Consider the following 22,141-nt stretch of genomic DNA (forward strand, 5'->3'; position numbering starts at 1 on the left):
TATCAGCACGCAGGTAGTCCGCGTCACGCGCCTCCACCGCGCTCATACGCATCAGGTACATGCACGCTGCCATATTCGTGGAATGGGAGAACGCCCCAATGGCAACTCAGCGTATTATTGATTTTCTCGCACAGAACCGACCGGAAGGCCCGTGCCTTGTTGTGGATCTTGATGTTGTTCAGCGCAACTACGAGACCTTTACCCGTGCGCTTCCTGACTCCCGCATTTTCTATGCGGTCAAAGCAAACCCGGCCCCGGAAGTTCTGAGCCTGCTTGCCGATCTTGGCAGCAACTTCGACACCGCATCCGTGCCCGAAATCGAAATGGCGATGGCCGCTGGTGCCACCCCGGACCGTATTTCGTTTGGCAACACCATCAAAAAAGAACGCGACATTGCGCGCGCTTATGAAATGGGTGTTCGCCTGTTCGCCGTTGATTGCGTCGAAGAAGTCGAAAAAATTGCCCGTGTTGCACCGGCATCGCGTGTGTTCTGCCGCATCCTGACCGATGGCGTTGGCGCAGAATGGCCGCTGTCGCGCAAATTCGGTTGCGCGCCTTCCATGGCGCTCGAAGTTCTTGAACATGCCCATCACATGGGTCTGGATGCCTATGGCGTGTCGTTCCATGTCGGGTCGCAGCAGTGCAACCTTGATGCCTGGAACACTGCCTTGGCAGAAGCCTCGATGATCTTCCGTACCCTGGCTGACAAAGGCATTGTTCTGCGCATGGTCAATATGGGCGGCGGTTTCCCGACCCGTTACCTGCGTGACGTACCGGCGACCGAAGCTTATGGCTCGGCGATCATTGACGCGCTTCACACCCACTTTGGCAATCACATGCCCGAAACCATTATCGAACCGGGCCGTGGCATGGTTGGTGATGCGGGCGTGATCAAAGCCGAGGTTGTGCTGATTTCGCGCAAACACGAAGATGATCCGGTGCGCTGGGTTTACCTTGATATCGGTAAATTCGGTGGCCTTGCCGAAACCATGGACGAAGCAATCCGTTACCCGATCACGACCATTCATGATGGTGGCGATGTTGCTCCTTGCGTTTTGGCCGGTCCGACCTGTGACTCTGCCGACGTGCTTTACGAGAAAAAACCTTATGACCTCCCGGTCGCACTGACCATCGGTGACGAGGTTCTGATCGAAGCAACCGGCGCCTATACCACCACTTATGCATCTGTGGCGTTTAACGGCTTCTCGCCGCTGACCGCCTATATCATCTGACCCTATTCGGGAAAGACAGATCAGTGATCACGATTGATCGCGAAGGCCGCTTTGACCACGTCGAACGTGAAAAGCTGCTTGATCGCGTCATGGGTCCGGCGCGGTTTCAGAAATCGTCTGAAATCCTGCGCCGTGATCGGCTTCCGGCGGACGGTCTTGCGTTTGTCGCCCACGACGGCAAACAACTGATCGGCACTGTCCGGTTGTGGAATGTCAATGCGGGCAACGGCGGTAGCGCGCTGTTGCTGGGTCCGCTTGCGGTCGAAAAGATCTATAGCGGATCGGGCGTTGGTGCCGGTCTGGTTTACGCAGCCCTTAACGCTGCGCAATCGGCCGGTCACCGTTCGGTTCTTCTGGTCGGAGACCCGGACTATTACGCGCGCTTTGGCTTCCAGGCAGCCCCCGCCAACGGGCTTTTGATGCCCGGCCATTTTGATCGACACCGGTTCCAGGCGATCAATCTTGGCAATGAAGACGTCCTGAGCGGCACGCACGGCATGCTTTATGCCACAGGCCAGCGTACCCACTAAGGCAAGCCAGAATAAAACTTCAAAATCCCGCGGTAAATGCTGCGGGATTTTTTTGTGCCTGTTCACTTGCAAACTACTGAAAAACAAAACAGTCTTGTCTTAAATCTACTGACAATTCATAGTGGACGTTCTGGTTGCACAGAGAAGATTTTTGCAATTGCATTGCAAGTTGAGACCCCACACACGACTTGTAATGCGTTGATCCTAAGCCGAACTGATGCTTTCGCTTTTGAAACACGAATGACCCGGGATGACTTTATGCTTGAAGGTTTGAAACAGGCACTCCTCCGTCGCAGCAGCATGCCCGTCACCCTTGCTGCAGCGGCAATCACCCTTCTGGTTCTCGGATTCAACTATTATGTGCATTTCCCGCTCAGTGAAAATGCCGAGCAGCGCGAACTGCGATCATTGACAAATCTCCTTGATGGCTATGCCAGTCAGGTCGAAGAACAAATGATCGGGGTGGAAACCACCCTTACCGCGCTTGGCAGCATCATTTATGACGAACGGTACTCGGCACGCGAAAAGCATCTTCTGCTCAAGCAGGCCGCCGACGCACTCGATATTGTCCGCGTGTTCGGTGTTACCGACATAAATGGCCGCATCATCCATTCATCGCGCAGTTTCCCGGCACCCGATGTCGATTTGTCCGGGCGTGATTATGTGCAGTATTTCCTGAAGGGCGGAGATGCGCCGCGGTTCCTGTCAGGACCGGTCAAGAACCTTGTTGATGGCCGTTGGCAACTTTCATTCGCCCGGGCTATCCGCAACCCGGATGGCCAGTTGCTTGGTGTGATTTCGACGGTGATCGATCCGGGTACGATGATTGAACGTATCGCCAAATCAACAATCCCGGTCGATTATGTCACCCTGCTGGACCGCAATTTCAATCTGGTTGCACGCAAGCCGGCAAAGGATGAGATGATCTCGAAATCCATGGCCGATGCCGAGATTTATACCGATGTTGCCAACTCGTCCGAGCGGATCGTTGCCAATGTCTATTCCAATGTCTTTACCGGTCAGGCCCGGTTTGGTGTTGCCGAGCGGGTCTTTAACGACACATTGGTGATTTCAACATCGCGTCCCTATGACTATGCGATGCAATACTGGAACGTATTTTCAACCGGCATCACCATTGCATCGGTGATTTTGCTGGTCTGCATGATCGGCATTCTTTGGACGATCAACCTGCGTGCGCTGGCCACACAGCGCTATAACAAGAAGCTGCAAACCATCAACAGCGAACTTGAAATCGCGCGCAATGACGCCGAAAAACTGGCACGGATCAAGGATGACTTCCTAGCCAATATGAGCCACGAAATCCGAACCCCGATGAATGCGATTTTCGGGCTGACGCAACTTTTGAAACGCACCCCGCTTGAACAGCAACAAAGTGAATATGTTCGCCAGATCGGGCTTTCGGGCAAATTCCTGTTGGGGGTGATTGACGAAATCCTGACATTCTCGAAGATCGAGGCCAATGAACTTGTTCTGGATCAGGAACCCTTTGTCCTGCCCGATGTGATCGACAATGTCGGGTCGATCATGTCGATGTCGGTCAATGACAAGGCCATCGAAGCGGTGATTGATGTCGCCCCCGATGTGCCGCGCTCGATCATCGGGGATTCCCAGCGCCTGCAACAAATTCTGGTCAATCTGATCAGCAATGCGATCAAATTCACCGATGCCGGAACCGTGCGCCTTGATGTTCACAAGGAACATGCACCCGAACCGATCCTGTGTTTCCAGGTCACGGATACCGGTATCGGCATTCCCGAAAATCAGCAAGCCACGATATTCAACCCGTTCACCCAGGCCGATGCGTCAACAACACGCAAATATGGCGGAACCGGGTTAGGACTTGCGATTTCCAACCGGCTGGCAACTGCAATGGGGGGTGAAATTACCCTGCGCAGCAGCCCGGGACGCGGATCGACCTTCACGTTGAAAATACCGCTGCGGGTAGGTCCCAATGACATTGCACCGCCACTTTATTTCGAAAAAGTCGACAATCTGCGAGTTCTGATCGTCGATGATCAGGAACCAACCCGCGAAGCGCTTCAGACCATTGCCCATTCGCTTTATGTCAAGGCCGACACCGCACCGGACGGTCAGACGGCGATTGACATGCTGCTTAATGCCAAGGTGCCCTATGACATCCTGATGATTGACTGGCAGATGCCCGGGCTGAATGGCCTTGAGACCATTGAACGCATTCCGGCCGACAAGCTTGAAAAAATGCCGGCAATCATCATGGTCACGGCCTATGAACGCGATCTTTTGTCGCAAACCAAAAATGCCGAAAAATACGAATTGCTGACCAAGCCGGTAACCGGATCATCATTCATGGATGCGATTACATCCGTCAGCGATGCCAGTGCGGCAATCCGTCCGGGCTGTGCCCCGGCCTATCAGATCACCGACAATGCCCTTGCCGGATTGAAGGTTCTGGTGGCCGAGGACAACATTGTGAACCAGCAGGTGGCAAAGGATTTGCTGACCTCGTTGGGTGCCAAGGTCCATATCGCCGATAATGGCATCAAGGCCGTTGCGGCGGTCGAAAAACATTCATTTGATATCGTCCTGATGGATGTGCAGATGCCCGAAATGACCGGGCTTGAGGCAACGGAACGCCTGCGCTCATCCTATCCCGATCTTGATTTGCCGATCATCGCACTCACGGCTGGCGTTCTGGAAAATGAACAGCATAAATGCCGCGAAGCGGGCATGAATGACTTTGTCGGCAAGCCTTTTGATTTCGAGCTGATTGTGTCCAAAATCCTCAAACATGTGCGGGTCGGCTCAAAATCAAACAGAAGCAACCCAGCCCCGAAACCGGCTGACGAAACGGTGCCGTCAGCCGACAGCAGTCCCGCCGATGCCGATGCCCCTGCCATTCCGGCTCAACAGGCGACGGGATCGGCATGGGATGACTTCCCCCTGCATGAGGAAAAGCTTGCAATCGAACTGACAGCAGGAAGTGTCGATCTGTATCATCGCCTGTGCAAACTCTATGACCCGCAAGCACGCGATTGCCAGACGCAGATCCATCAGGCGATCAAGGATAACGAAACCAAAACCCTGAGCGAGCAGCTTCATATCATGAAGGGGTCATCGTCGCAGGTCGCCGCAACCCGGATTTCAAAAATGTCGGCCGAAATGGAACGACTGACCCATAACGGGGAGATCGAAAAGGTTGCAGCAATGCTGGGCGAATTTGACCGCGTTCTGGACGAGACGTTGGCGATCCTTGCCACCAAGGGCGACGAAACATCCAACTAGAATAAACGCCGCCCCGGGGAATACAGGGAATGCAGGGAATGAAGTGGAATGAATTGACCGAAGGGGACGATCAGACGGCCTGATATTCAGGCCTCTTTGCCCCCTTCATTGTCCCCTTCATCGCCCGCTTCTTCTTCCAACTGTTCAAGGAACTGTTCGGTTGCCGCGATCCGGGTATTGAGCAAACCAACCAGCCCGCGACCAACATCCTGCAAGGCATTGTCGATATTGGCTGGCCCGACAGTTTCGCCCCTCTGGATTTTTTGCAACATCTCGGCATGATGTTTGAATTTAAGGGAATCTTCCACCGCCCCGACCACAGACAGCAATCCACCCAGCGCAGTCGTTTCACGCACGATGTCTTCCCAGACCTTGCGTCCATGATCGATTTCAAGCTTGTGGGTCAACCGTTTTGCATCACGGACGAATGTCTTGAGCGAATTGACGTAGGTTGACGATTGTCCGTCAAAGCGCTGTTCGATCACATCAGCATTGAAACCAAGATCCCGACCAACCTTCCATGCCTCTACCGAATGTCTGGCGTTTTTATCTGTGTTCCTGAATTGCCGGGCTCGGCCAACATATTTGGACATGGCCATGACAATTTCGCGCATTACGAACGGCTTGATCACCACTTCGTTGGCACCCGATTGAAGGCTTCGGTGATGAAGTTCGGATGTGCTGTTGGCTGTCATCATCAGGACCGGAATATCCTGATACCCCAGTTCGCGGATACGTTTGACCGCATCAAACCCGTTCAGGTCAGGCATTTGCACATCCATCAGAACGATATCGATCTCGTCGCGGTAATTCTGCACTTTGCTGATCGCTTCATAACCGCCCGACGCGGTATAGACCTGTGCCCCGTTGCGGATCATGAATTCCTTGGCGACTTCGCGGTGCATCTGGTTGTCATCAACGATCAGTACCGTATTGCCCGACAGCGGTTCGGCGCTGGTTCCAGGATTTTCACCTTCCGTCACTGGCTCCTGGACATGGGCTGTTGCATCGGCAACCGCGTCAAGCAACATGCTGAGTGTCACCGGTTTGGTCAGGAAGCCATTCAACACCCGCCCGCGGTCCTGGATATTTTTGGACAGGAATGTCCGGTTATGGGCGGATATCATAACAATGATCGGCACCTTGCCACCATTCTGAAGCTTTCTGATTTCCTCGCTGGTTTGCCAGCCATCCATACCAGGCATGCGCCAATCAATCAGAATGACGTCATATGACTCCCGCATGCCTTGTTTGAACCGGATCATATGCATTGCTGCTTCGCCTGACGCCGCAACATCAACCGTCCAGCCAAGTGCAGATGTCAGCTGCTCAAACACGGTTCGGGATGTCTCATTATCATCAACAATAAGTGCCTGAAGGTTTTTAAGATGTGCCGGGACAACAAAGCCGGATCTGAAACTGTCAATCCCTTCGACACTTGCCTGGAAATGAAGACCCGTCATTTCCAGATTTTGATGATCAAGGAACAATTCACCACCAATCGCCGGGGCGATACGCCGGGCAATTTCGAGATCCAGGTGAATTCCGCCGGACGCCCCACCACCAATCTTGTCTTTGGTCAATACTTCGACACTGAGTTCGGGGAGTTTGTCCTCACTGTCGGTCATTCGAACACGGATCAACACCGTTTTGCCGACTTCACCGCCAATGACATGCAAAACAAGATGACAAACCAGCTTTGCAACCAGCTTTTTGTGGTATTTGATCGCCTTTTCAACACTGAGATCGGTATCAAACAGGATTTCGTTATCTTCGATATCCTTGCGCTGTCCCAGCGCGAAAGAAATATCGTTTAACAGCTCATCGATACCGAATGTCTCGTAACTGCCTTCCTTGACCTGAAAATCCAGTTCAAAAAATGAAATCACGGAATCTGCGCGGTCTGCTGCTTCGCGGTATATTTTCTGCAACCCCGAAAAATAGCGTTGGGCATCGGGACCGACGGCGCTCATTTCTGCAAGATCAAGAATGCCTGACGCGTTTTGAAAGCGCGACCGCATGTCGTGACTAAGTTCACGCAACAACATCCGGTCATCATCATTCAGCTTCAAGCTGCCCTGAACACCGATCGAAACAGGTTCGCGGATGCTGCCCAGGTCTTCTTCCGGCCGGATGATGACCAGCGCATCGCTCCCCTCGCCCGTGCTGCTGCGAAGCGGAACCAGAATTACTGTCCCCGATATCGTGTGCCTGCCAATTTTCAGGGACTGGCGTTCCGAAACCAGCCAGTTTGGCCATTCATCGTCGTCCTGATCGCTCGCCCCGCCTTCTTTTCCGTTTGAAGGAAGATCAAGTTTCAACCCTGATATCGTTTCGCTTGAAAGCCCGATGATCTCACGCAGATGACCGTTACAGCCGATGATTTTATGATTGCTGTCAATCGCCAATGCCGGGACCGGAAGCATGTAAATACATTCGACCAGCTCACGCTGCAAAACCGAACGTGTGTCTTTGTGTTCCCGTTCCGCACTTTGGGTCGTATTCCGGAAAATACAGTAAAATGCCAGTATCGTCAGAAGAACGACACAACCGCCCAGAACTTCATTCACAACGGGAAGTCCAACCACATATGAGCCCAGACCAGTCAGCGCGACAATCACAACACACACGCTGATCATAGCTTTGTCCGGCTTCATATCTTCCGACATCAACTAACTCCCCCAGGCACACAACCCTGGAAACATTATTTCGCGATAAATTGTTCCTTTGGGTGTATATAGATACAGTACCAACCTATTGTAAGTCACTCATAAGAATAGTTTTACTTTGCGATGAAGGCCATTGATGGCCAAACAAAAAAAGACGCCCGAACATGTCGTAGCGTCTTTTTGAAATGTCGGGATCGACCAGCTGGATCACAATTTCCTATGAACAGGAATCCTTTGACAACCAGCCCAGAAAGACCGCGCCATCTTCAAGCCGTTGATGGCTGAAACATTTTCCGTCGGGATAGGCACTGCTGGCCGGGGTAAAGCGCACTTCGTCCTCGCCCGGCAGGATATTGGTGGTGGTTTCCACCAGTTCGGTATGAACCGTGCCCATGCCATCGGCCGGAACCAGACAGTCATAACGCCCACCAGTACCATTCACCGTCCGCACCCCGACCATGCCGTGGTTCATCGGCCAGGCCTTGAGAACCGAAACCAGATCGCCCGGATTTTCCGCAAGGCAGGCCGTAATCGCCGGTTGCAGATCGGCGAAATATTCGGTCCAGATACCTTTGCCTGATGACTTCAACTCATCGAGCTTGACCACCGGGAAGTTGCCCGGCGGCAATGCCAGACCGACCGGTGCGGCAGACACGGCACAATGGGTTTCGCCAGACGGGGTTTGCCAGATCGCATCTTCGCCCTTGCCGCGCAGTTCATATAGATCATTGGCATAGCCATATCCCGACCCGGTCGCAATACGGGCCAAAGATAGCGGTTCGCGGCCGGGGAATTCGACGGTGGCGCGATCAATGCGCTGTTCGAAGGTCACCGAAAAACGGCTTTGATCATCGCAGACAAAGACCTTTGACCCGCCAAGCTTCGCGGTATCACTGTTCATCTGGGCCAGCATCGCGTCGATGCGGCTTAATGCCACCTTGCTTTGGGCAAGGGCGCCACTGACTTCATGTTCATCGGGATTGCTTTGCACGCCATTGACGGTCTTGGTCCCCGATGAAAAGCGGCCTTGTGCGAAATCAAGCTGCAAGCTGTATTCCAGCGGCGCGTCGCTTTGCGCCCCGTCATAATTGACGCGCGTGGCATTTTCCGAAAACCGCAACAACTGACCATTGCGGTAATAAAGCTTCACATCCGAGGTGCCGTAATCACCAAGGTCGCGATGCTCGTCCACCATCATCGGTTCGCCTTCGGGCGAGACATATGCCTTGTAGGTCACGGTATGATCGGATGCGACATACTGACCGGGAATAACCCGCAAGGATGGCAGGCGGGCTTCGATTGCGGCAATGTCGTGCGCGGTATCGGCACCGTCAAATTTGCGCGCCCCGTCAGACTGGGTATGTGCCACCGGACGCACCGTAATTTCCACGTCATTTGGCGCACCACCGGTCAGCACCCGATAGACCTGATCATTGCGAAACAGCGTATCACCGTCGGAATTGACGATTTCGGCTTCAAGCGCATAGGTCATGCGCGGATCGATTTTCGATCCGTCATAGGGCAGGACAAAAACCATCGGCGGGTTTGACACCGGCTGACGCAGGGATGCGATTTCCACTGACGGCGCATCGGCACGCGATACATCCCGCAGCCTGACAACCAGAAACGCATTATCCGGCGACAGCGCAATCCGTTCGCGATAGGTCACCGAACCGGTGACCCTGGTCGTGCTGGTTTGAAATGCCGCACAGGCCGATAACAACGTGACCATGCCAATGGCAAGTAACGTCCTTACCCACATTTTCGCGGACGATATTGAGTTCATTGAGACCCCGGTTTGCTCGTTTTTTGGATTGTGCATTTATATGCGCACAATGTTGCCGCCAAAAATACCTAAAACCAAGGCCAAAAAGGGGCAAGGCACGTTATTTGCTGCTGTTTTGCGTTCAGGCTGCCCTGTCAGCAGGCGGATCAAGACGAATGCCGTCACCATCAAAAAGATGCCAGTTGTCCTGATCGGCAATCGTCAGGGCCAATTGATCGCCGATCGAAACCCGGACAATGCCCGCCAGACGCACATTGACATCCATCTGTGACGGATCGCCAATCCCGCAATGAAGCTGAACAAACGTATCCGATCCAAGATGTTCGACCGCCAAGACCGTGCCCTTCAATGCGGCATTGTCTTCGACGCACAGAACCAGATGTTCGGGACGCGCCCCCACCGTCAGCGACCGGTTGGCGGCAACATGATCGCCCATCGCCACCGCAAGTCCCGATGGCATGACAACACGCCCGTTCTCGTCACTGCGTGCATCCCAGAAATTCATCTTGGGTGATCCGATAAATCCGGCAACAAACCGGTTGGCCGGTTGCAGATAAAGATCAAGCGGCGTTCCCACCTGTTCGACAATCCCGTCACGCAACACAACAATCCGGTCCGCCATGGTCATGGCTTCGACCTGATCATGGGTGACGTAAATCATGGTGGCCCCGAGTTCGCGGTGCAGACGGGCAAGCTCCATCCGCATATCGACGCGAAGTGCCGCATCAAGATTTGAAAGCGGTTCATCAAGCAAAATGATTTTGGGATCCCGCGCAAGGGCCCGGCCAATCGCAACACGCTGGCGCTGTCCGCCAGAAAGCTGTTTGGGGGTGCGATCAAACAGATGAAGCAATTGCAAAACATCGCCGATCCCGCGGGTCTTGGCATCCATATCGGATTTCGACCACCCCGCCATCTTAAGCGGGAAGCCGATATTTTCCGCGACTGTCATATGCGGATAAAGCGCATAGGACTGAAACACCATGGCAATATCGCGATCAGACGCCGGAAGATGATCAACACGTTTATCCCCCAGATGGATTTCACCGGCGGTGATTTCTTCAAGCCCGGAAATCATGCGCAGCAATGTGGATTTGCCACAACCCGACGGGCCGACAAAAACCACAAGCTCCCCGTCCCTGATCGACAGATCCACGCCCTTGATGATGTCGGCTGTGCCAAACGACTTTGTGACATTGAACAAAGATACAGACGACATTTCAGCTATTCTCCACATGGTCGAATGTCATGATTTCTTCGCCGGTCGGCACTGGTGCGGACAGGACCGCTGCGACATCAGGGCAAAGATCGGAAATTTCGGGATATTTGCGCGGGTTGCTGGCAATGGCCTTGCCGGCGACTTCGATCCCGGCGCGCAATGCATCGGGCAAAGCGGCCTGCATCTGCAACGCCATCAAAAAGCCCGCGTTAAAGCAATCCCCTGCCCCCACGGTGTCAACAACGTCAACCGGTCCGGGTACGGGCACATGCAGGATCTTGCCACCGGCAAAAGCCGTCGCCCCCGCCGCCCCGCGTTTGACCACGATGATCGCATCGGATGGCAGTTTATCGGCAATACGGGCCAGATATGTTTCGATGTCACGGGCAAATTCGGTTTGTGAAATGCCCAGAATGCCCGATGCCTCGGCATCATTGATCAGAAGGATATCCACATAGCCCAACCAGCTTTCAAGATGGGTCTGGACATCATCGCTCCATCCGCCGGTCGGCCATGCGGTATCAAGGGCAACAATCGCGCCGCTGTCATGAAGTTCCTTCATCAGGCTGGCGCAATCAGGCAGCAGACCGGGCATCAGAAACGTTCCGACAAACAGTGTAATCGCCCCGTCGACACGGGTTTCGGCCAGCATTTCGCGCACCATTGTCGCGTCAAAGATCGAACTGTGCCCTTCGTTTGACAGGAACGTGCGTTCCTTATCAGGATGGGTCAGACCGAACGTCACCGAGGTCACGGTATCGCTGCGATGCCAGTGATCGGCAAGCGGTCCGAACTGCGTGCACAGCCAGTCGCCCATGGCGTCCTTGCCGACATTGACGACAATATGCTGATGGGCATCAAGCGCCATCAAAGCCGCACCAAAATTGCCGCAGCCGCCGCCGATCCGCATTTCATAATCGGGATAGACGGTCTCGGTCCCCGGTTGCGGCCAATGGGCAACGGGGCCCATCAGCTGATCCACATTGATCGTGCCAATCGATATGATCGGACGTGCCGGATCAGGACGAATGCCCGGATGTGATTTTGTCATGGCATTCATCCCTTTACACTGCCGCTTGCAAGTCCGGACACCAGGGTTTTCTGCATGAAGAAGGCCAGAATGACCGGGGGTACGGCCGCCAGAATTCCGGCTGCTGAAATCAGGCCGTAATCCGCCACACGCCCGGCCGCCAGATCGGCAATCGCCACCGTGATGGTTTTGGCCCGAATGTCATTGGTGAACAAAAGCCCGTAGAAAAATTCATCCCATGCCAGCAACACCGCCATCATCACCGCCGCCCCAAGGGCCGGACGGGCGATCGGCAGGATCACATACCAGATGGCCTGCAACCGGTTGGCACCATCAATGATCGGGGCTTCGTCAAGATCGCCAGGAATGGTGTCAAAGTTGCTTTTGAGAAGCCAGGTCGTGAAGGGCAAAAGGATCGAGCAATAAACAATGATCAGGGCAAAGTGGGTATTGAGAAGCCCAAGCGCACTCATCACCGTATAGAGCGGCAAAACGATTGCCACAGGCGGCAACATAAAGATCGCAATCACCGCATAAAGCAGGTTCTTGCGCCGTGGTCCGGGCAAACGCGAAAAGCTGTAGGCCGCCGGAATGGCGGCAATGATCGAAAGTCCGGTTGCGGCAAAGGCAATGATGATGCTGTTGCGAATACCATAGAGGAAACTGGCCGACGGGCTGTTTTCGGCAAACACCAAAAGATTGCGATAATTTTCAAAGGTCGGCGCATCCGGCCACCATTGCAGCGGCAAGGTGGTCAGATGGGTGGATGAGCTGATGCTCATGATAAACAGCCACAAAACCGGCACCGCAATCACGGTGGCAAGAACAAGTGCCCCCAGATAGATGCAGATCTTTTTTGTCAGGGATGCCTTCATAATCACACTTCTCCCTGCTTGCGGATCAGATACATGTATCCGGCAATCAGACAGGCACTGATCAAAACAACAATCAGCGCATAGGATGCCCCGGAACCGACACGCATATAGGCAAACGCTTCCTGATAGACATAGAAACTGACGGTCTTGGTACTGCTGGCTGGGCCACCACGGGTCATGACATAGATGATGTCAAAGACCTTGAAGGCCTCAATCGTGCGCAAAACCAGCGCGACACTAAGCGGCCCCAGAATGGCCGGAAGGGTAATGCGCCAGAACCGGTTCCACACCCCTGCCCCGTCAAGGGTGGCGGCCTCGTACAAATCCTTGGGCACGGTCTGAAGGGCGGCCAGCGCAATCAGGGCCACCAGCGGGAAGTTTTTCCAGACATCGGCCAGAATGACCATATCAAGGGCGGTTGCCGGGTCCCCCAGCCAGGAGCGATAGGCATCAAGCATCCCGATCTGGACCAGAAGCGCATTCAGCGCCCCGAAATCCGGGTTATAGATCAGCCGCCACATCATCGCGTTGACCACCGTCGGCAGCGCAAGCGGCAAAATCAGCATGGCGCGCAAAAGGGTCCGCCCGGCAAAGGCTTCGTTCAGCAACAGCGCAACCAGAACACCGATCACCATTTCCGCCCCGACGGAAATCACGGCGAAATAGGTGGTGTGCCAGATGGCTTCAAGAAACTTGGAAGAAGACAGCGCGCGCACATAGTTGTCGAAGCCGACAAAGATGCTGGTGACATCGGGCGCAATCAGTTTCGCACCGGTCAGGCTGTAATAGATCGTCTTGATCAGCGGGTAGCCACTGACCCCGACGATGATCACGATCATCGGGGTCAGTAAAAGCCACGCCGTCACCGTTTTACGATAGGAAATCATAGCGGTGCATTCGGCTCCGGAGTTTGAACCCGGACAAGCATGGAGGAGGATCACACAAGTCCGGGTTCTGGATCGAAAAGACGCTTTCGCGCTTATTGCATGTCCGAGATGGTCTCGGCTGCGTCATTCAGGGCATCAGCCGGTTTGACCGAACCAAGCATCGCGTTCTGAAGGGCTTCTTGCAGAACAGATGAGGCTTCCTGATAGGACGCCATGGTCGGGCGCGGTGCCATGACAGCAAGGCTGGTTTTGGCTGCTTCGACAAACGGTTCCTGGCCTTTGATCACGTCCGGGTTGGAATAGGATGCTTCCCATACCGGCAGGCTGAGCTTGGCAAATTTGTCCTGCACATTCTGCGAGGTCAGGAACTGGATATATTTCCAGGCTTCTTCCTTGTGACCGCTTTTGGTCGGGATCCCAAGACCCATCGAACCGTTGACAGCCGATGCCTTCGAGACACCATCAGTCCCCGGTGCCGGCGCAATGCCGACCTTGCCGGCGACCTGGCTTTCGGCCGGGTCATTGGCAAGATTATACATATAGCCCCAGTTCAGCGCGAATGCCGCCTGACCGCTGGAGAATACGCGACGCACGTCTTCTTCAAGATATTCACGGGAATTCGGGTTGGTCAGGCCGTCATCAAGGGTGCCAACCATATATTCAAGCGCCTTGAGACCGCCACCGGTATTGAAGGCCGGTTTGCCATCGGCATCAAGGAACTCACCGCCCATGCCCGAAAGGATGGTGGTGTAATCACAAATGGCGGCTTCGGACTGCGACCAGGACCAGACCAGCGGATAGTCGACAATGCCCTTTTCCTTGATGGCTGCGGCCTGTGCGCGCAGTTCTTCCCAGGTTGCGGGCGGATTGTCAAAACCGGCAGCTTTGAGCATGTCCTTGTTATAGAACAGGAACTTGGTATCGGCGATCCATGGCATGCCATACAGCGCACCATCATATTCCACCGTGGTCCAGGCACCGTCGAGAATGCCCGACCGGGTTTTGTCATCGATGCGTGACGTGACATCTTCAAGCAACTGATATTGCGCAAGTTCCGCCGGCCAGATCACGTCATACAGAACAACGTCATAGCCATTGGCACTTTGCGACAGCACGATCTTGTCATGCAGGGCTTCGTACGGAACCAGTTCGGCATTGACCTTGATGCCGGGATTGGCGGCTTCGAACTCGGCCGTCATGTTGCGAATGTCATCTTCGCTATAGGCAGCCTGCGCCATGAACAGCGCATTGAGGGTCACATCAGCATGCGCGGCACCCGATGCGGCCAGCACGCCGATCGCAGCACCCGTCATGATATTCTTGATATTCATGATTTATATCTCCCTGATACATAGGATACGACTTGGATAGACGACAAGCCTGATTGAGGACAGGCTTTATTATTAATTCAATTTGATGTAATTAATAAGTCAAAAGAAAATGGGCGGCAATGGCAAAGATGAAAAAACAACCAAAGAGCGTCACGGGAACCAACCTTTTACACGCCAAGAATCACAACAGACGTGCGGTGTTGGACGCGGTCAGACGCCATGACGGACTGTCACGGGCAGATATTACGCGCATCACCAATCTGTCGGCCCAGACGATTTCGAACCTGGTCGGGGAACTCGAAGAAACGGGTCTTCTTCTGGCTGGTGAACCGATTCGTCAAAAACGTGGCCAGCCCGCCCGACCCTATCGCCTGAACCCGGATGGCGGTTATGCCATCGGATTTCAGCTGACCGGAACACAGTTTGACGCTGTACTGGTCAATCTTCTGGGCGAGGAACGTGCACGCATCAGCCAGCAGTTCAACCATCCCAATCCCGAACGCGCGGTCGAATTGCTGATTGAGGCAACCCGCAAAATCATTGCCGATTGCGGACTTGATCCGGCACGCAATATCGGGATCGGCATTGCGATGCCGGGCCCCGTCGGCATTGCCGGTCCGACCGGCATCGCCCCGGGCTGGGAAAATTTCGATATTGTTGCGGCCATGTCGGAAAAGATCGATTGCCCGGTATTTGCCGAAAATGACGCCGATGCCGCCGCGATTTCCGAAAAGCTGTATGGCAATGCGAGAACGCTGGAAAATTTCGTCTATGTCTTTATCGGCTATGGTTTGGGTGCCGGTCTTTTCATGGATAACCAGATCATTCACGGCACCAACGGGGCGGCTGGTGAAATCGGTCATTTGCCGGTCGAACCCCATGGGCGCGATTGCCCGTGCGGACGCAAGGGATGCCTTGAACGTTATGTGTCGCTTTTGGCGCTGTATGATGAATTTGATGCGGCCGATCGCGACGCGCTTTTGAATGATACGACACTTAATCGTCTGGCCCAGTTGTCACCCGATGATGAACCGGTCAAACGCTGGATCAAACAGGCTGCCCCGCATCTGGCAACGGCGGTGCAAATCCTTGGCAGCATGCTTGATCCACAGGCCGTCATGCTGGGCGGTTTGTTGCCCGCGTCAATCCTTGATGCGTTACTTATTGAGCTTGGCCGTCTTGAATCTGCTGGCAGTCGCACCCCGCTTGGCAATGCGCTTCCTGTGCAGGCAGGCGTCGGAAACCTGCTGTCCGCGGCGATGGGTGCTGCGGCCTTGCCGATTTATCATGAACTGGTCCCGGACTTTCAGAACATGCTGAAAATCCGGGATGCCAAAGGATGAGTTAGCAGGAAAACGTCGTGCGCCCCTATCCGGCAAAGCGCGTGCAGGGCTGACCGGCAACATCTGTGCGGATCGATAACAGCGCACCTTCCAGCTCGTTGCCATTACCATCGAGCCCAACCGAGGCCGAGGTAATATAAAGCGTCTTAAGGTCCGGGCCGCCAAACACGCAACTGGTCGGCTGGGTCACCGGAAGATCAATGATCCGATCCACACTGCCATCCGGGGCAAAGCGGATCAGGCAACTGCCGCCCCAGCGCGCATTCCAGATATAGCCATCGGCATCCATCGCCGATCCGTCCATATTGCCGCGATCCTGCGGGCCAAAGAATACGCGCGGATTGCTGGGAACCCCGGTCGCCATGTCATAGTCATAGACATTCAGCGTATCCTTGATGGTGTCGCCAAAGAACATCTTCTTGCCGTCAGCGGACCAAAGCAGCGTATTGGAAATCCCGATATCAGACAGAAAACGGGTTGTTTCCCCGTCCGGCCCCACCCGGTTGAGTGTCCCGGTCGAAATCGTCACAGGAAGGTCTTCGCCATTCGGGCCGATATTGTTTTGCATGGTGCCATGCCAGAACCGCCCCGCCGGATCCACCCGGCTTTCATTGGAACGGTTGCCCGCATGGTCGCGATCTGGCGCGACAAAGGGGGTTGTTTCCCCGCTTTCGGCATCAAGAAACGCCAAACCATCAGCAAGGGCAACCAGAAGCCCGTCATTTTCGCGCGGGACAATTGCCGCAACCGGCTGATCGAATGTCCAGCTGCGCGATGCGCCATCACTTGGACGCAGGGCAAAGGCGGTCTTTCCGACAATATCCACCCAGTACAGCACGCCATCCTTGGCATCCCAATGCGGGCCTTCGCCAAGCGTGCAGCGCAGGTTTGGCAAGACGGTTTTCACGTTGGCCATGGTTTCTCCCTGATATTTCATGCGGTTTTCCGCTTTGTTCCGGTAAAGGCGGGCTGTTTGCAAAGCCCTTCCCCCATACCGGAAATACCTGATCCATATTGCTACCCGGAATGGCTACTTCTGAAAAGTCATTTTGTATGATGATTTAATTTACCGCGAAGATTTTGAACAAATGCAATCGCAACTCGGTTGCATTTTCTGCAAGTAATTGATAGGCATTCTCACATTGGGACGATTGTTTTAAATCGTCCCGGGTCGATATCCCGGCCAGCAGGTTCAAGGACTTCGGCCCGATTACAGTTTTTACGAGTTTTCAGCACATGTTCGATCTGAAAGACGTCATCTTCAAGAGTGACGGCAAAAATCCCAAAACGCTGCTTGATGACATTACGGTCAATTTTCCGACCGGTGCGTTCAGCGCCATTGTGGGCCATAACGGATCGGGCAAAAGTACGCTTTTGAAGCTTCTGGCGCGCAAGAACAAAAAGCATGCCGGCACCATCACCCTTGATGATGCGGTTCTTGAAGATCATGGCACGCGCGATTTTGCCCGCAAGGTTGCCTATTTGCCGCAAAATCCGGTGGTGCCGCCGCATCTGAGTGTGCGCGAACTGGTGGCATTTGGTCGTTATCCCTGGCGCGGGGCATTTGGCCGTTACCGCGACGAAGACCATGCCAAGATTGATCAGGCGATGGAACTGACCCATGTCACCGGCTTTTCCGACCGTCTGGTCGCAAGCCTGTCGGGCGGCGAACGCCAGCGTGTGTGGCTTGCCATGCTGCTTGCCCAGGATGCGCCGGTGCTGTTGCTGGACGAACCGACATCGGCCCTTGATGTCGGCCATCAGCGCGACATTCTGCGACTGGTCGCCAATCTGAAAGACCAGAACAATCTGACCGTGATTGCCGTTTTGCATGACATCGACATGGTCGGGCGTTTTGCCGATCATATCGTCGCATTGCGCGGCGGGCGGACCTGCTGGCAGGGCAACGCACGCGATTTCATGCAGGGCGAAACACTTCGCGACATTTTCCAAACCGACATTGATGTCATCCATCTGCCGGATCATGACCGTTTCGTCAGTTATGTCGCCTAGTGCGCTGTGACGACAGGGTTACGGATCAGCCAACAGGGATCAGGAACATTCATATGCGCACCCGTCTGATTTGCAAGTTTGCGGCAAGCTGTCTTGTAACGATTGCCGCCCTGTCATCGATGGGCGCCACCGCCCAGACCATGACCCATGAAATGGGCGACGTCACCTTTGACACCACGCCGACCCGTTTTGCCGGATCAAACTGGGCGCTGACCGAAAGTTTCCTGGCACTGGGCATTGATCCGGTTGCCGTTCCCGAAGCGGACGGCTATCGCGTGTGGGTGGTTGAACCGGAACTTCCGGCCGAATTTGCCGATCTTGGCACCCGGCGCGAACCCAATTTCGAAGCCCTGCGCGAAGCCAAACCAGACGCCATTGTCATCAGTGCCGATGTGGCGATGGCCTATGACAAGCTTTCGGCCATTGCGCCGACACTGGTCTATTCGATCTATAATACCGGAAGCAGCGAACCCGCCATTGACCGGGCCGAAACGCTGTTGCGCAATATTGGCAAGCTGGCGGGCAAATCCGAGAAGGCCGAAGAAGTCATCACATCGGTCAATGCCCGGATTGAAGCCGCGGCCAAACGCATCCGCGACAAGGTCGGCAATGATGCCAAATTCGCAGTTGTCCGTATCCTTGACGAAGCCCATTTCCGCATTCACGGCAACACATCACTGTTCGGGTCGGTTCTGGCACGGATGGGATTTGCCAATGCCTGGGATGGCGAGGTCAATGGCTGGGCATTCCATAACGGCGATGTTTCCGATCTGGCGAAACTTGGCGATGTTCATTTTGCCTATGTCGAACCGATTGCCCCGACGGTCCAAAGTCGCCTGTTTGACACCGCGATCTGGAAGGCAATGCCGTTTGCACGCAATGGTCATGTTTATACCGTGCCATCAAGCTGGACCTTTGGCGGGGTCCTGTCGGCCGCACGCTTTGCCGAACTTCTGGCCGATGCCGTAACCGGCACCCCGACCACCGCAAGCGGATCATAAACCATGGCTTTGTTGCGTACTGTTCTGAGCGGGCTTTTAGTTGCCGCTACATTTTGCGTCGTAAGTGCGACATCGGCCCATGCCGATCCGATCCGCATTGAACATGAACGCGGAACACTTGAACTGCCGGGGCCGGCAATGCGCGTTGCCACCATCAACTGGGCCTTTACCGAAACCGTGATTGCACTTGGTCTTGATCCGGTGGCGGTTGCAGATCCGGTTGATTATGTCGAATGGGTCGAAGAACCGGCACTGCCCGATAAGTTTGTCGATCTTGGGCAACGATCATCGCCCAATCTTGAAGCCCTGCGCGCGGCAAAGCCCGACCTGATCATTACCATTCCCGATATCGGGATCAATTATGAGAAACTGTCGGAAATTGCACCGGTTTTGCAATTGCGGATGTTTGAAGAAAACCGTCCGGCATTCCAGGCTGCACGCGAAGTTTTTGACAAAATCGCCAAGGCCACCGGCCGCGAAGCCGAAGGTGCGGCCTATCTGGCCGATGTCGATGCGAAACTGGCCGAATATGGGGCGCGCACCCGTGCGGCCCTTGGCCCTGATCAGCAACTCAATATCATCTATTTCTTTGATGAAAGCACGATCGGCATGTTTGGCGACACCAGCCTGCCCGGTTCGGTGATGGCCGCAATGAATGTGCCGATGGCCTTTCACGGCGAAGTCAACAAATGGGGCTTTGCCCGTGGCGGTCTTGAACTGATTGCCCCTTATGCCAAGCAAAGTGTCGTCTATACCAACCCGGTGCCCGATGCCATTCTGGACAAGATGTTCGCATCCCCGATGTGGAAATTCATGGATTTCACGCGCAACAACCGTGTCTATGAACTTCCGGTTGTCTGGATGTATGGCGGGGTTCCGTCATCACTTCGCTTTGCGAAACTTCTGACCGAAAGCATCGAGAACGGCCCGCATCAATGACCAACACCCGTTCGAACATTCCGGCTGCTTTGCTGGTCGCGCTTGGTCTGTCCTGTATTGGTATCCTGATCGCTGATTTCTGGCCGTTCCTGCAAAAAGGACTGGCAACGCAGGTCATGTTCAGCCCCGATGAAACCGACTTTGACCAGATCCTGTTTCATTACAGCACCCTGCCCCGCCTTGTGATGGCGTTTCTGTGCGGGGCGGGTCTGGCTCTCGCCGGGGCGGCGATCCAGACCGTTCTGCGCAACCCGCTGGCATCGCCGACGACACTTGGCGTCGGGGCCGGCGTTGAATTTGCCCTGACCATTTTCCTGCTTGTCGCGCCGGCATCAATGGCCATCTTTCAGGAAGCCTTTGCCCTGGCAGGCGGGATGATTGCGCTTGGTGCGGTCTATCTGATTGCATCAAAACGCGGCAATGCGACGCTGTGGCTTATTCTGGCGGGCATGATTGTCAATCTGCTGTTGCAGTCCGCATCCCAGATCGTGTTGCTGTTTAACGAACAATATCTGCAATCGGTCTTCATGTGGGGGGCGGGTGATCTGGCCCAGAATGGCTGGGAAGCCACGCAATTTATCCTGCCGCGCGTAATCATTGGCATGATTGCGGTGCTGGCCCTGTCGCGGCCGCTTGATCTGCTGGCACTGGGCGATGACACCGCCAATTCGCTGGGGGCCAAGGTCACGGTGTTGCGGTTGCTGATCCTTGGTTTTGCGGTTTTCATCACCGCATCGGTGATTTCAGCTGCCGGTTTGATCGGTTTTGTTGGTCTTGCCGTGCCCGCGGCCCTGCGGATCGCCGGACTGACCCGGTCACGTGATCTTATGATCTATTCGGTGCTGACCGGCGGGTTTGTGCTGATGGTCATTGATTTCATCGTGCGACAGTTTAACGGTCTGGGCGGGGATGTGTTGCCGACCGGGGCTGCGACCGCGCTGTTTGGCGCACCATTCATCATCCTGATCCTGCGCAAGGCACGGATCATGCCCGGCACCCAAAGCGAAGATCAGCACAGCGATCAGGAAATCGTTTCCAAGCTGGGCCTGTCGATCATTCTGGGCATCACGCTTGTTCTGGGCATCGGTTTCTCGCTGTTCATTTCGCTCGATGGCAACGGCTTTGCGGTGCTTGGTCTTGATGGTGACAGTTACGACATTCTGCTGGGCCGTTCGGAACGTACCTTTGCCGCGATGATTTGCGGGGCCGCACTTGCGGTTTCGGGCACGCTTATTCAGCGGGTCGGGCGCAATCCGCTGGCCAGCCCGGAAATCACCGGCGTCAGTTCGGCCACCGCCCTTGCCATGATCATCGCACTTGCGATTTTCGGCTTCGCACAGCGTGCCGAACTGATGGTGATCGGGGCGGCCGGCGGTATTGTATCCTTGCTGGTGCTGCTTGTTCTGTGTCGCAAATTTACCCATGCACCGCATTACATGTTGCTGAACGGCTTGGCTCTGACCGCCATTCTGGGGGCGATCGTGCGCATTGTGCTGACCCGCAGCGGTACACAGACCACCATGCTGATGTCATGGCTGGCCGGGACGACCTATTTCACCAATATGAACGAGGTCATGATCGTTGCCGGGGTAACGGCGGTGTTGCTGATTGTTGCCATTGCCCTTCGCCGTCCGCTTGAACTGGCGTCCCTTGGCACAGATCAGTCGGTTTCGCTGGGGCTTGGCATTTCGGGGTTCCAGTTTGCCATGATGCTGCTGGCGGCAATCCTTGCGGCCAGTGCCACCCTGCTTGTCGGACCGCTGAGTTTTGTCGGGCTGATGGCCCCGCATCTGGCCCGTGTTGCCGGGTATCGGCTGGCAGGCGGGCATTTGCTGGGTGCGGTCCTGATCGGGGTCAATGTGATGATGGTGGCCGAATGGCTGGCCCGTAACCTGATTTATCCGGCACAGCTTCCGACCGGACTGATCGCGGCCCTGATCGGAACCAGCTATTTCATGATTCTGGCTGTGCGCAAACGATAATCACCGCGACATCACACGCATC

General features: G+C 54.9%; 16 protein-coding genes. 8 read left to right on the forward strand and 8 right to left on the reverse strand.

Features of this window, described 5'->3' with window-relative positions; genetic code table 11:
* The first annotated feature begins 98 nt into the window (after positions 1–98).
* The 3 genes from SIB88_RS16115 (at position 99) to SIB88_RS16125 (ending at position 5,044) form a co-directional block, all read left to right on the forward strand.
* A complete protein-coding gene (locus SIB88_RS16115) occupies positions 99–1,232 on the forward strand; it encodes a type III PLP-dependent enzyme (protein WP_101247393.1) in 1,134 nt (377 codons plus the stop codon).
* A 23-nt stretch (positions 1,233–1,255) separates the two neighbouring features.
* Positions 1,256–1,762 carry a GNAT family N-acetyltransferase gene (locus SIB88_RS16120; protein ID WP_082817733.1) on the forward strand — a complete coding sequence of 169 codons (507 nt, stop codon included), beginning with the start codon at positions 1,256–1,258 and terminating at the stop codon, positions 1,760–1,762.
* A gap of 258 nt (positions 1,763–2,020) precedes the next feature.
* Positions 2,021–5,044, forward strand: a complete 3,024-nt coding sequence (locus SIB88_RS16125) for a response regulator (protein WP_412558537.1) — start codon at positions 2,021–2,023, stop codon at positions 5,042–5,044.
* 86 nt (positions 5,045–5,130) lie between these two features.
* Here the strand turns inward: SIB88_RS16125 and SIB88_RS16130 are convergent, their stop codons facing one another.
* From SIB88_RS16130 to SIB88_RS16160, 7 genes are all read right to left on the reverse strand, one after another.
* Entirely contained in the window at positions 5,131–7,713 is a 2,583-nt protein-coding gene (locus SIB88_RS16130; protein WP_412558538.1) for a response regulator, read from the reverse strand.
* Between the two features lie 217 nt (positions 7,714–7,930).
* Positions 7,931–9,499, reverse strand: coding sequence for a YbaY family lipoprotein (locus SIB88_RS16135; RefSeq protein WP_412558539.1), 1,569 nt, complete (start codon positions 9,497–9,499; stop codon positions 7,931–7,933).
* Between the two features lie 121 nt (positions 9,500–9,620).
* The gene (locus SIB88_RS16140) at positions 9,621–10,718 is read right to left on the reverse strand and encodes an ABC transporter ATP-binding protein (protein WP_412558540.1); all 1,098 of its coding nucleotides are present in this window, start codon (positions 10,716–10,718) and stop codon (positions 9,621–9,623) included.
* A 1-nt stretch (position 10,719) separates the two neighbouring features.
* Positions 10,720–11,769, reverse strand: coding sequence for a carbohydrate kinase family protein (locus SIB88_RS16145; RefSeq protein ID WP_412558541.1), 1,050 nt, complete (start codon positions 11,767–11,769; stop codon positions 10,720–10,722).
* A 5-nt stretch (positions 11,770–11,774) separates the two neighbouring features.
* Positions 11,775–12,623 carry a carbohydrate ABC transporter permease gene (locus SIB88_RS16150; protein WP_068517950.1) on the reverse strand — a complete coding sequence of 283 codons (849 nt, stop codon included), beginning with the start codon at positions 12,621–12,623 and terminating at the stop codon, positions 11,775–11,777.
* A 2-nt stretch (positions 12,624–12,625) separates the two neighbouring features.
* Positions 12,626–13,510, reverse strand: coding sequence for a carbohydrate ABC transporter permease (locus tag SIB88_RS16155; RefSeq protein WP_068517949.1), 885 nt, complete (start codon positions 13,508–13,510; stop codon positions 12,626–12,628).
* 92 nt (positions 13,511–13,602) lie between these two features.
* A complete protein-coding gene (locus SIB88_RS16160) occupies positions 13,603–14,841 on the reverse strand; it encodes an extracellular solute-binding protein (protein ID WP_412558542.1) in 1,239 nt (412 codons plus the stop codon).
* Between the two features lie 128 nt (positions 14,842–14,969).
* On the opposite strand from SIB88_RS16160, the gene SIB88_RS16165 reads away from it, so the two are divergent.
* On the forward strand, positions 14,970–16,184 hold the full coding sequence (locus tag SIB88_RS16165; RefSeq protein ID WP_170310243.1) for an ROK family transcriptional regulator: 1,215 nt from the start codon (positions 14,970–14,972) through the stop codon (positions 16,182–16,184).
* 25 nt (positions 16,185–16,209) lie between these two features.
* Here SIB88_RS16165 and SIB88_RS16170 read toward each other — a convergent pair whose 3' ends face one another.
* The gene (locus SIB88_RS16170) at positions 16,210–17,121 is read right to left on the reverse strand and encodes an SMP-30/gluconolactonase/LRE family protein (RefSeq protein WP_412558543.1); all 912 of its coding nucleotides are present in this window, start codon (positions 17,119–17,121) and stop codon (positions 16,210–16,212) included.
* Positions 17,122–17,420: 299 nt separating this feature from the next.
* Here SIB88_RS16170 and SIB88_RS16175 point away from each other — a divergent pair, with 299 nt between their 5' ends.
* From SIB88_RS16175 to fhuB, 4 genes are read left to right on the forward strand one after another with little or no spacing between them, the layout of a single operon-like run.
* Entirely contained in the window at positions 17,421–18,197 is a 777-nt protein-coding gene (locus SIB88_RS16175; protein ID WP_228194149.1) for an ABC transporter ATP-binding protein, read from the forward strand.
* Between the two features lie 53 nt (positions 18,198–18,250).
* A complete protein-coding gene (locus SIB88_RS16180) occupies positions 18,251–19,198 on the forward strand; it encodes an iron-siderophore ABC transporter substrate-binding protein (RefSeq protein ID WP_412558544.1) in 948 nt (315 codons plus the stop codon).
* Positions 19,199–19,201: 3 nt separating this feature from the next.
* On the forward strand, positions 19,202–20,137 hold the full coding sequence (locus SIB88_RS16185) for an ABC transporter substrate-binding protein (protein WP_412558545.1): 936 nt from the start codon (positions 19,202–19,204) through the stop codon (positions 20,135–20,137).
* A complete protein-coding gene (gene fhuB / locus SIB88_RS16190) occupies positions 20,134–22,119 on the forward strand; it encodes a Fe(3+)-hydroxamate ABC transporter permease FhuB (protein WP_206927845.1) in 1,986 nt (661 codons plus the stop codon). Before SIB88_RS16185 ends, fhuB begins: the two co-directional genes overlap by 4 nt.
* Positions 22,120–22,141 lie beyond the last annotated feature (22 nt).

Source organism: Thalassospira sp. MIT121401, assembly GCF_047125595.1.
GTDB classification, from domain to species: Bacteria; Pseudomonadota; Alphaproteobacteria; order Rhodospirillales; family Thalassospiraceae; genus Thalassospira; species Thalassospira povalilytica.

Coding starts and splice junctions, on each gene's coding strand:
- SIB88_RS16115 (WP_101247393.1), top strand. CDS start 99: ATGGCAACTCAGCGTATTATTGATTTTCTCGCACAGAACCGACCGGAA.
- SIB88_RS16125 (WP_412558537.1), top strand. CDS start 2,021: ATGCTTGAAGGTTTGAAACAGGCACTCCTCCGTCGCAGCAGCATGCCC.
- SIB88_RS16130 (WP_412558538.1), bottom strand. CDS start 7,713: ATGTCGGAAGATATGAAGCCGGACAAAGCTATGATCAGCGTGTGTGTT.
- SIB88_RS16135 (WP_412558539.1), bottom strand. CDS start 9,499: ATGAACTCAATATCGTCCGCGAAAATGTGGGTAAGGACGTTACTTGCC.
- SIB88_RS16140 (WP_412558540.1), bottom strand. CDS start 10,718: ATGTCGTCTGTATCTTTGTTCAATGTCACAAAGTCGTTTGGCACAGCC.
- SIB88_RS16145 (WP_412558541.1), bottom strand. CDS start 11,769: ATGACAAAATCACATCCGGGCATTCGTCCTGATCCGGCACGTCCGATC.
- SIB88_RS16150 (WP_068517950.1), bottom strand. CDS start 12,623: ATGAAGGCATCCCTGACAAAAAAGATCTGCATCTATCTGGGGGCACTT.
- SIB88_RS16155 (WP_068517949.1), bottom strand. CDS start 13,510: ATGATTTCCTATCGTAAAACGGTGACGGCGTGGCTTTTACTGACCCCG.
- SIB88_RS16160 (WP_412558542.1), bottom strand. CDS start 14,841: ATGAATATCAAGAATATCATGACGGGTGCTGCGATCGGCGTGCTGGCC.
- SIB88_RS16165 (WP_170310243.1), top strand. CDS start 14,970: ATGAAAAAACAACCAAAGAGCGTCACGGGAACCAACCTTTTACACGCC.
- SIB88_RS16170 (WP_412558543.1), bottom strand. CDS start 17,121: ATGAAATATCAGGGAGAAACCATGGCCAACGTGAAAACCGTCTTGCCA.
- SIB88_RS16175 (WP_228194149.1), top strand. CDS start 17,421: ATGTTCGATCTGAAAGACGTCATCTTCAAGAGTGACGGCAAAAATCCC.
- SIB88_RS16180 (WP_412558544.1), top strand. CDS start 18,251: ATGCGCACCCGTCTGATTTGCAAGTTTGCGGCAAGCTGTCTTGTAACG.
- SIB88_RS16185 (WP_412558545.1), top strand. CDS start 19,202: ATGGCTTTGTTGCGTACTGTTCTGAGCGGGCTTTTAGTTGCCGCTACA.
- fhuB (WP_206927845.1), top strand. CDS start 20,134: ATGACCAACACCCGTTCGAACATTCCGGCTGCTTTGCTGGTCGCGCTT.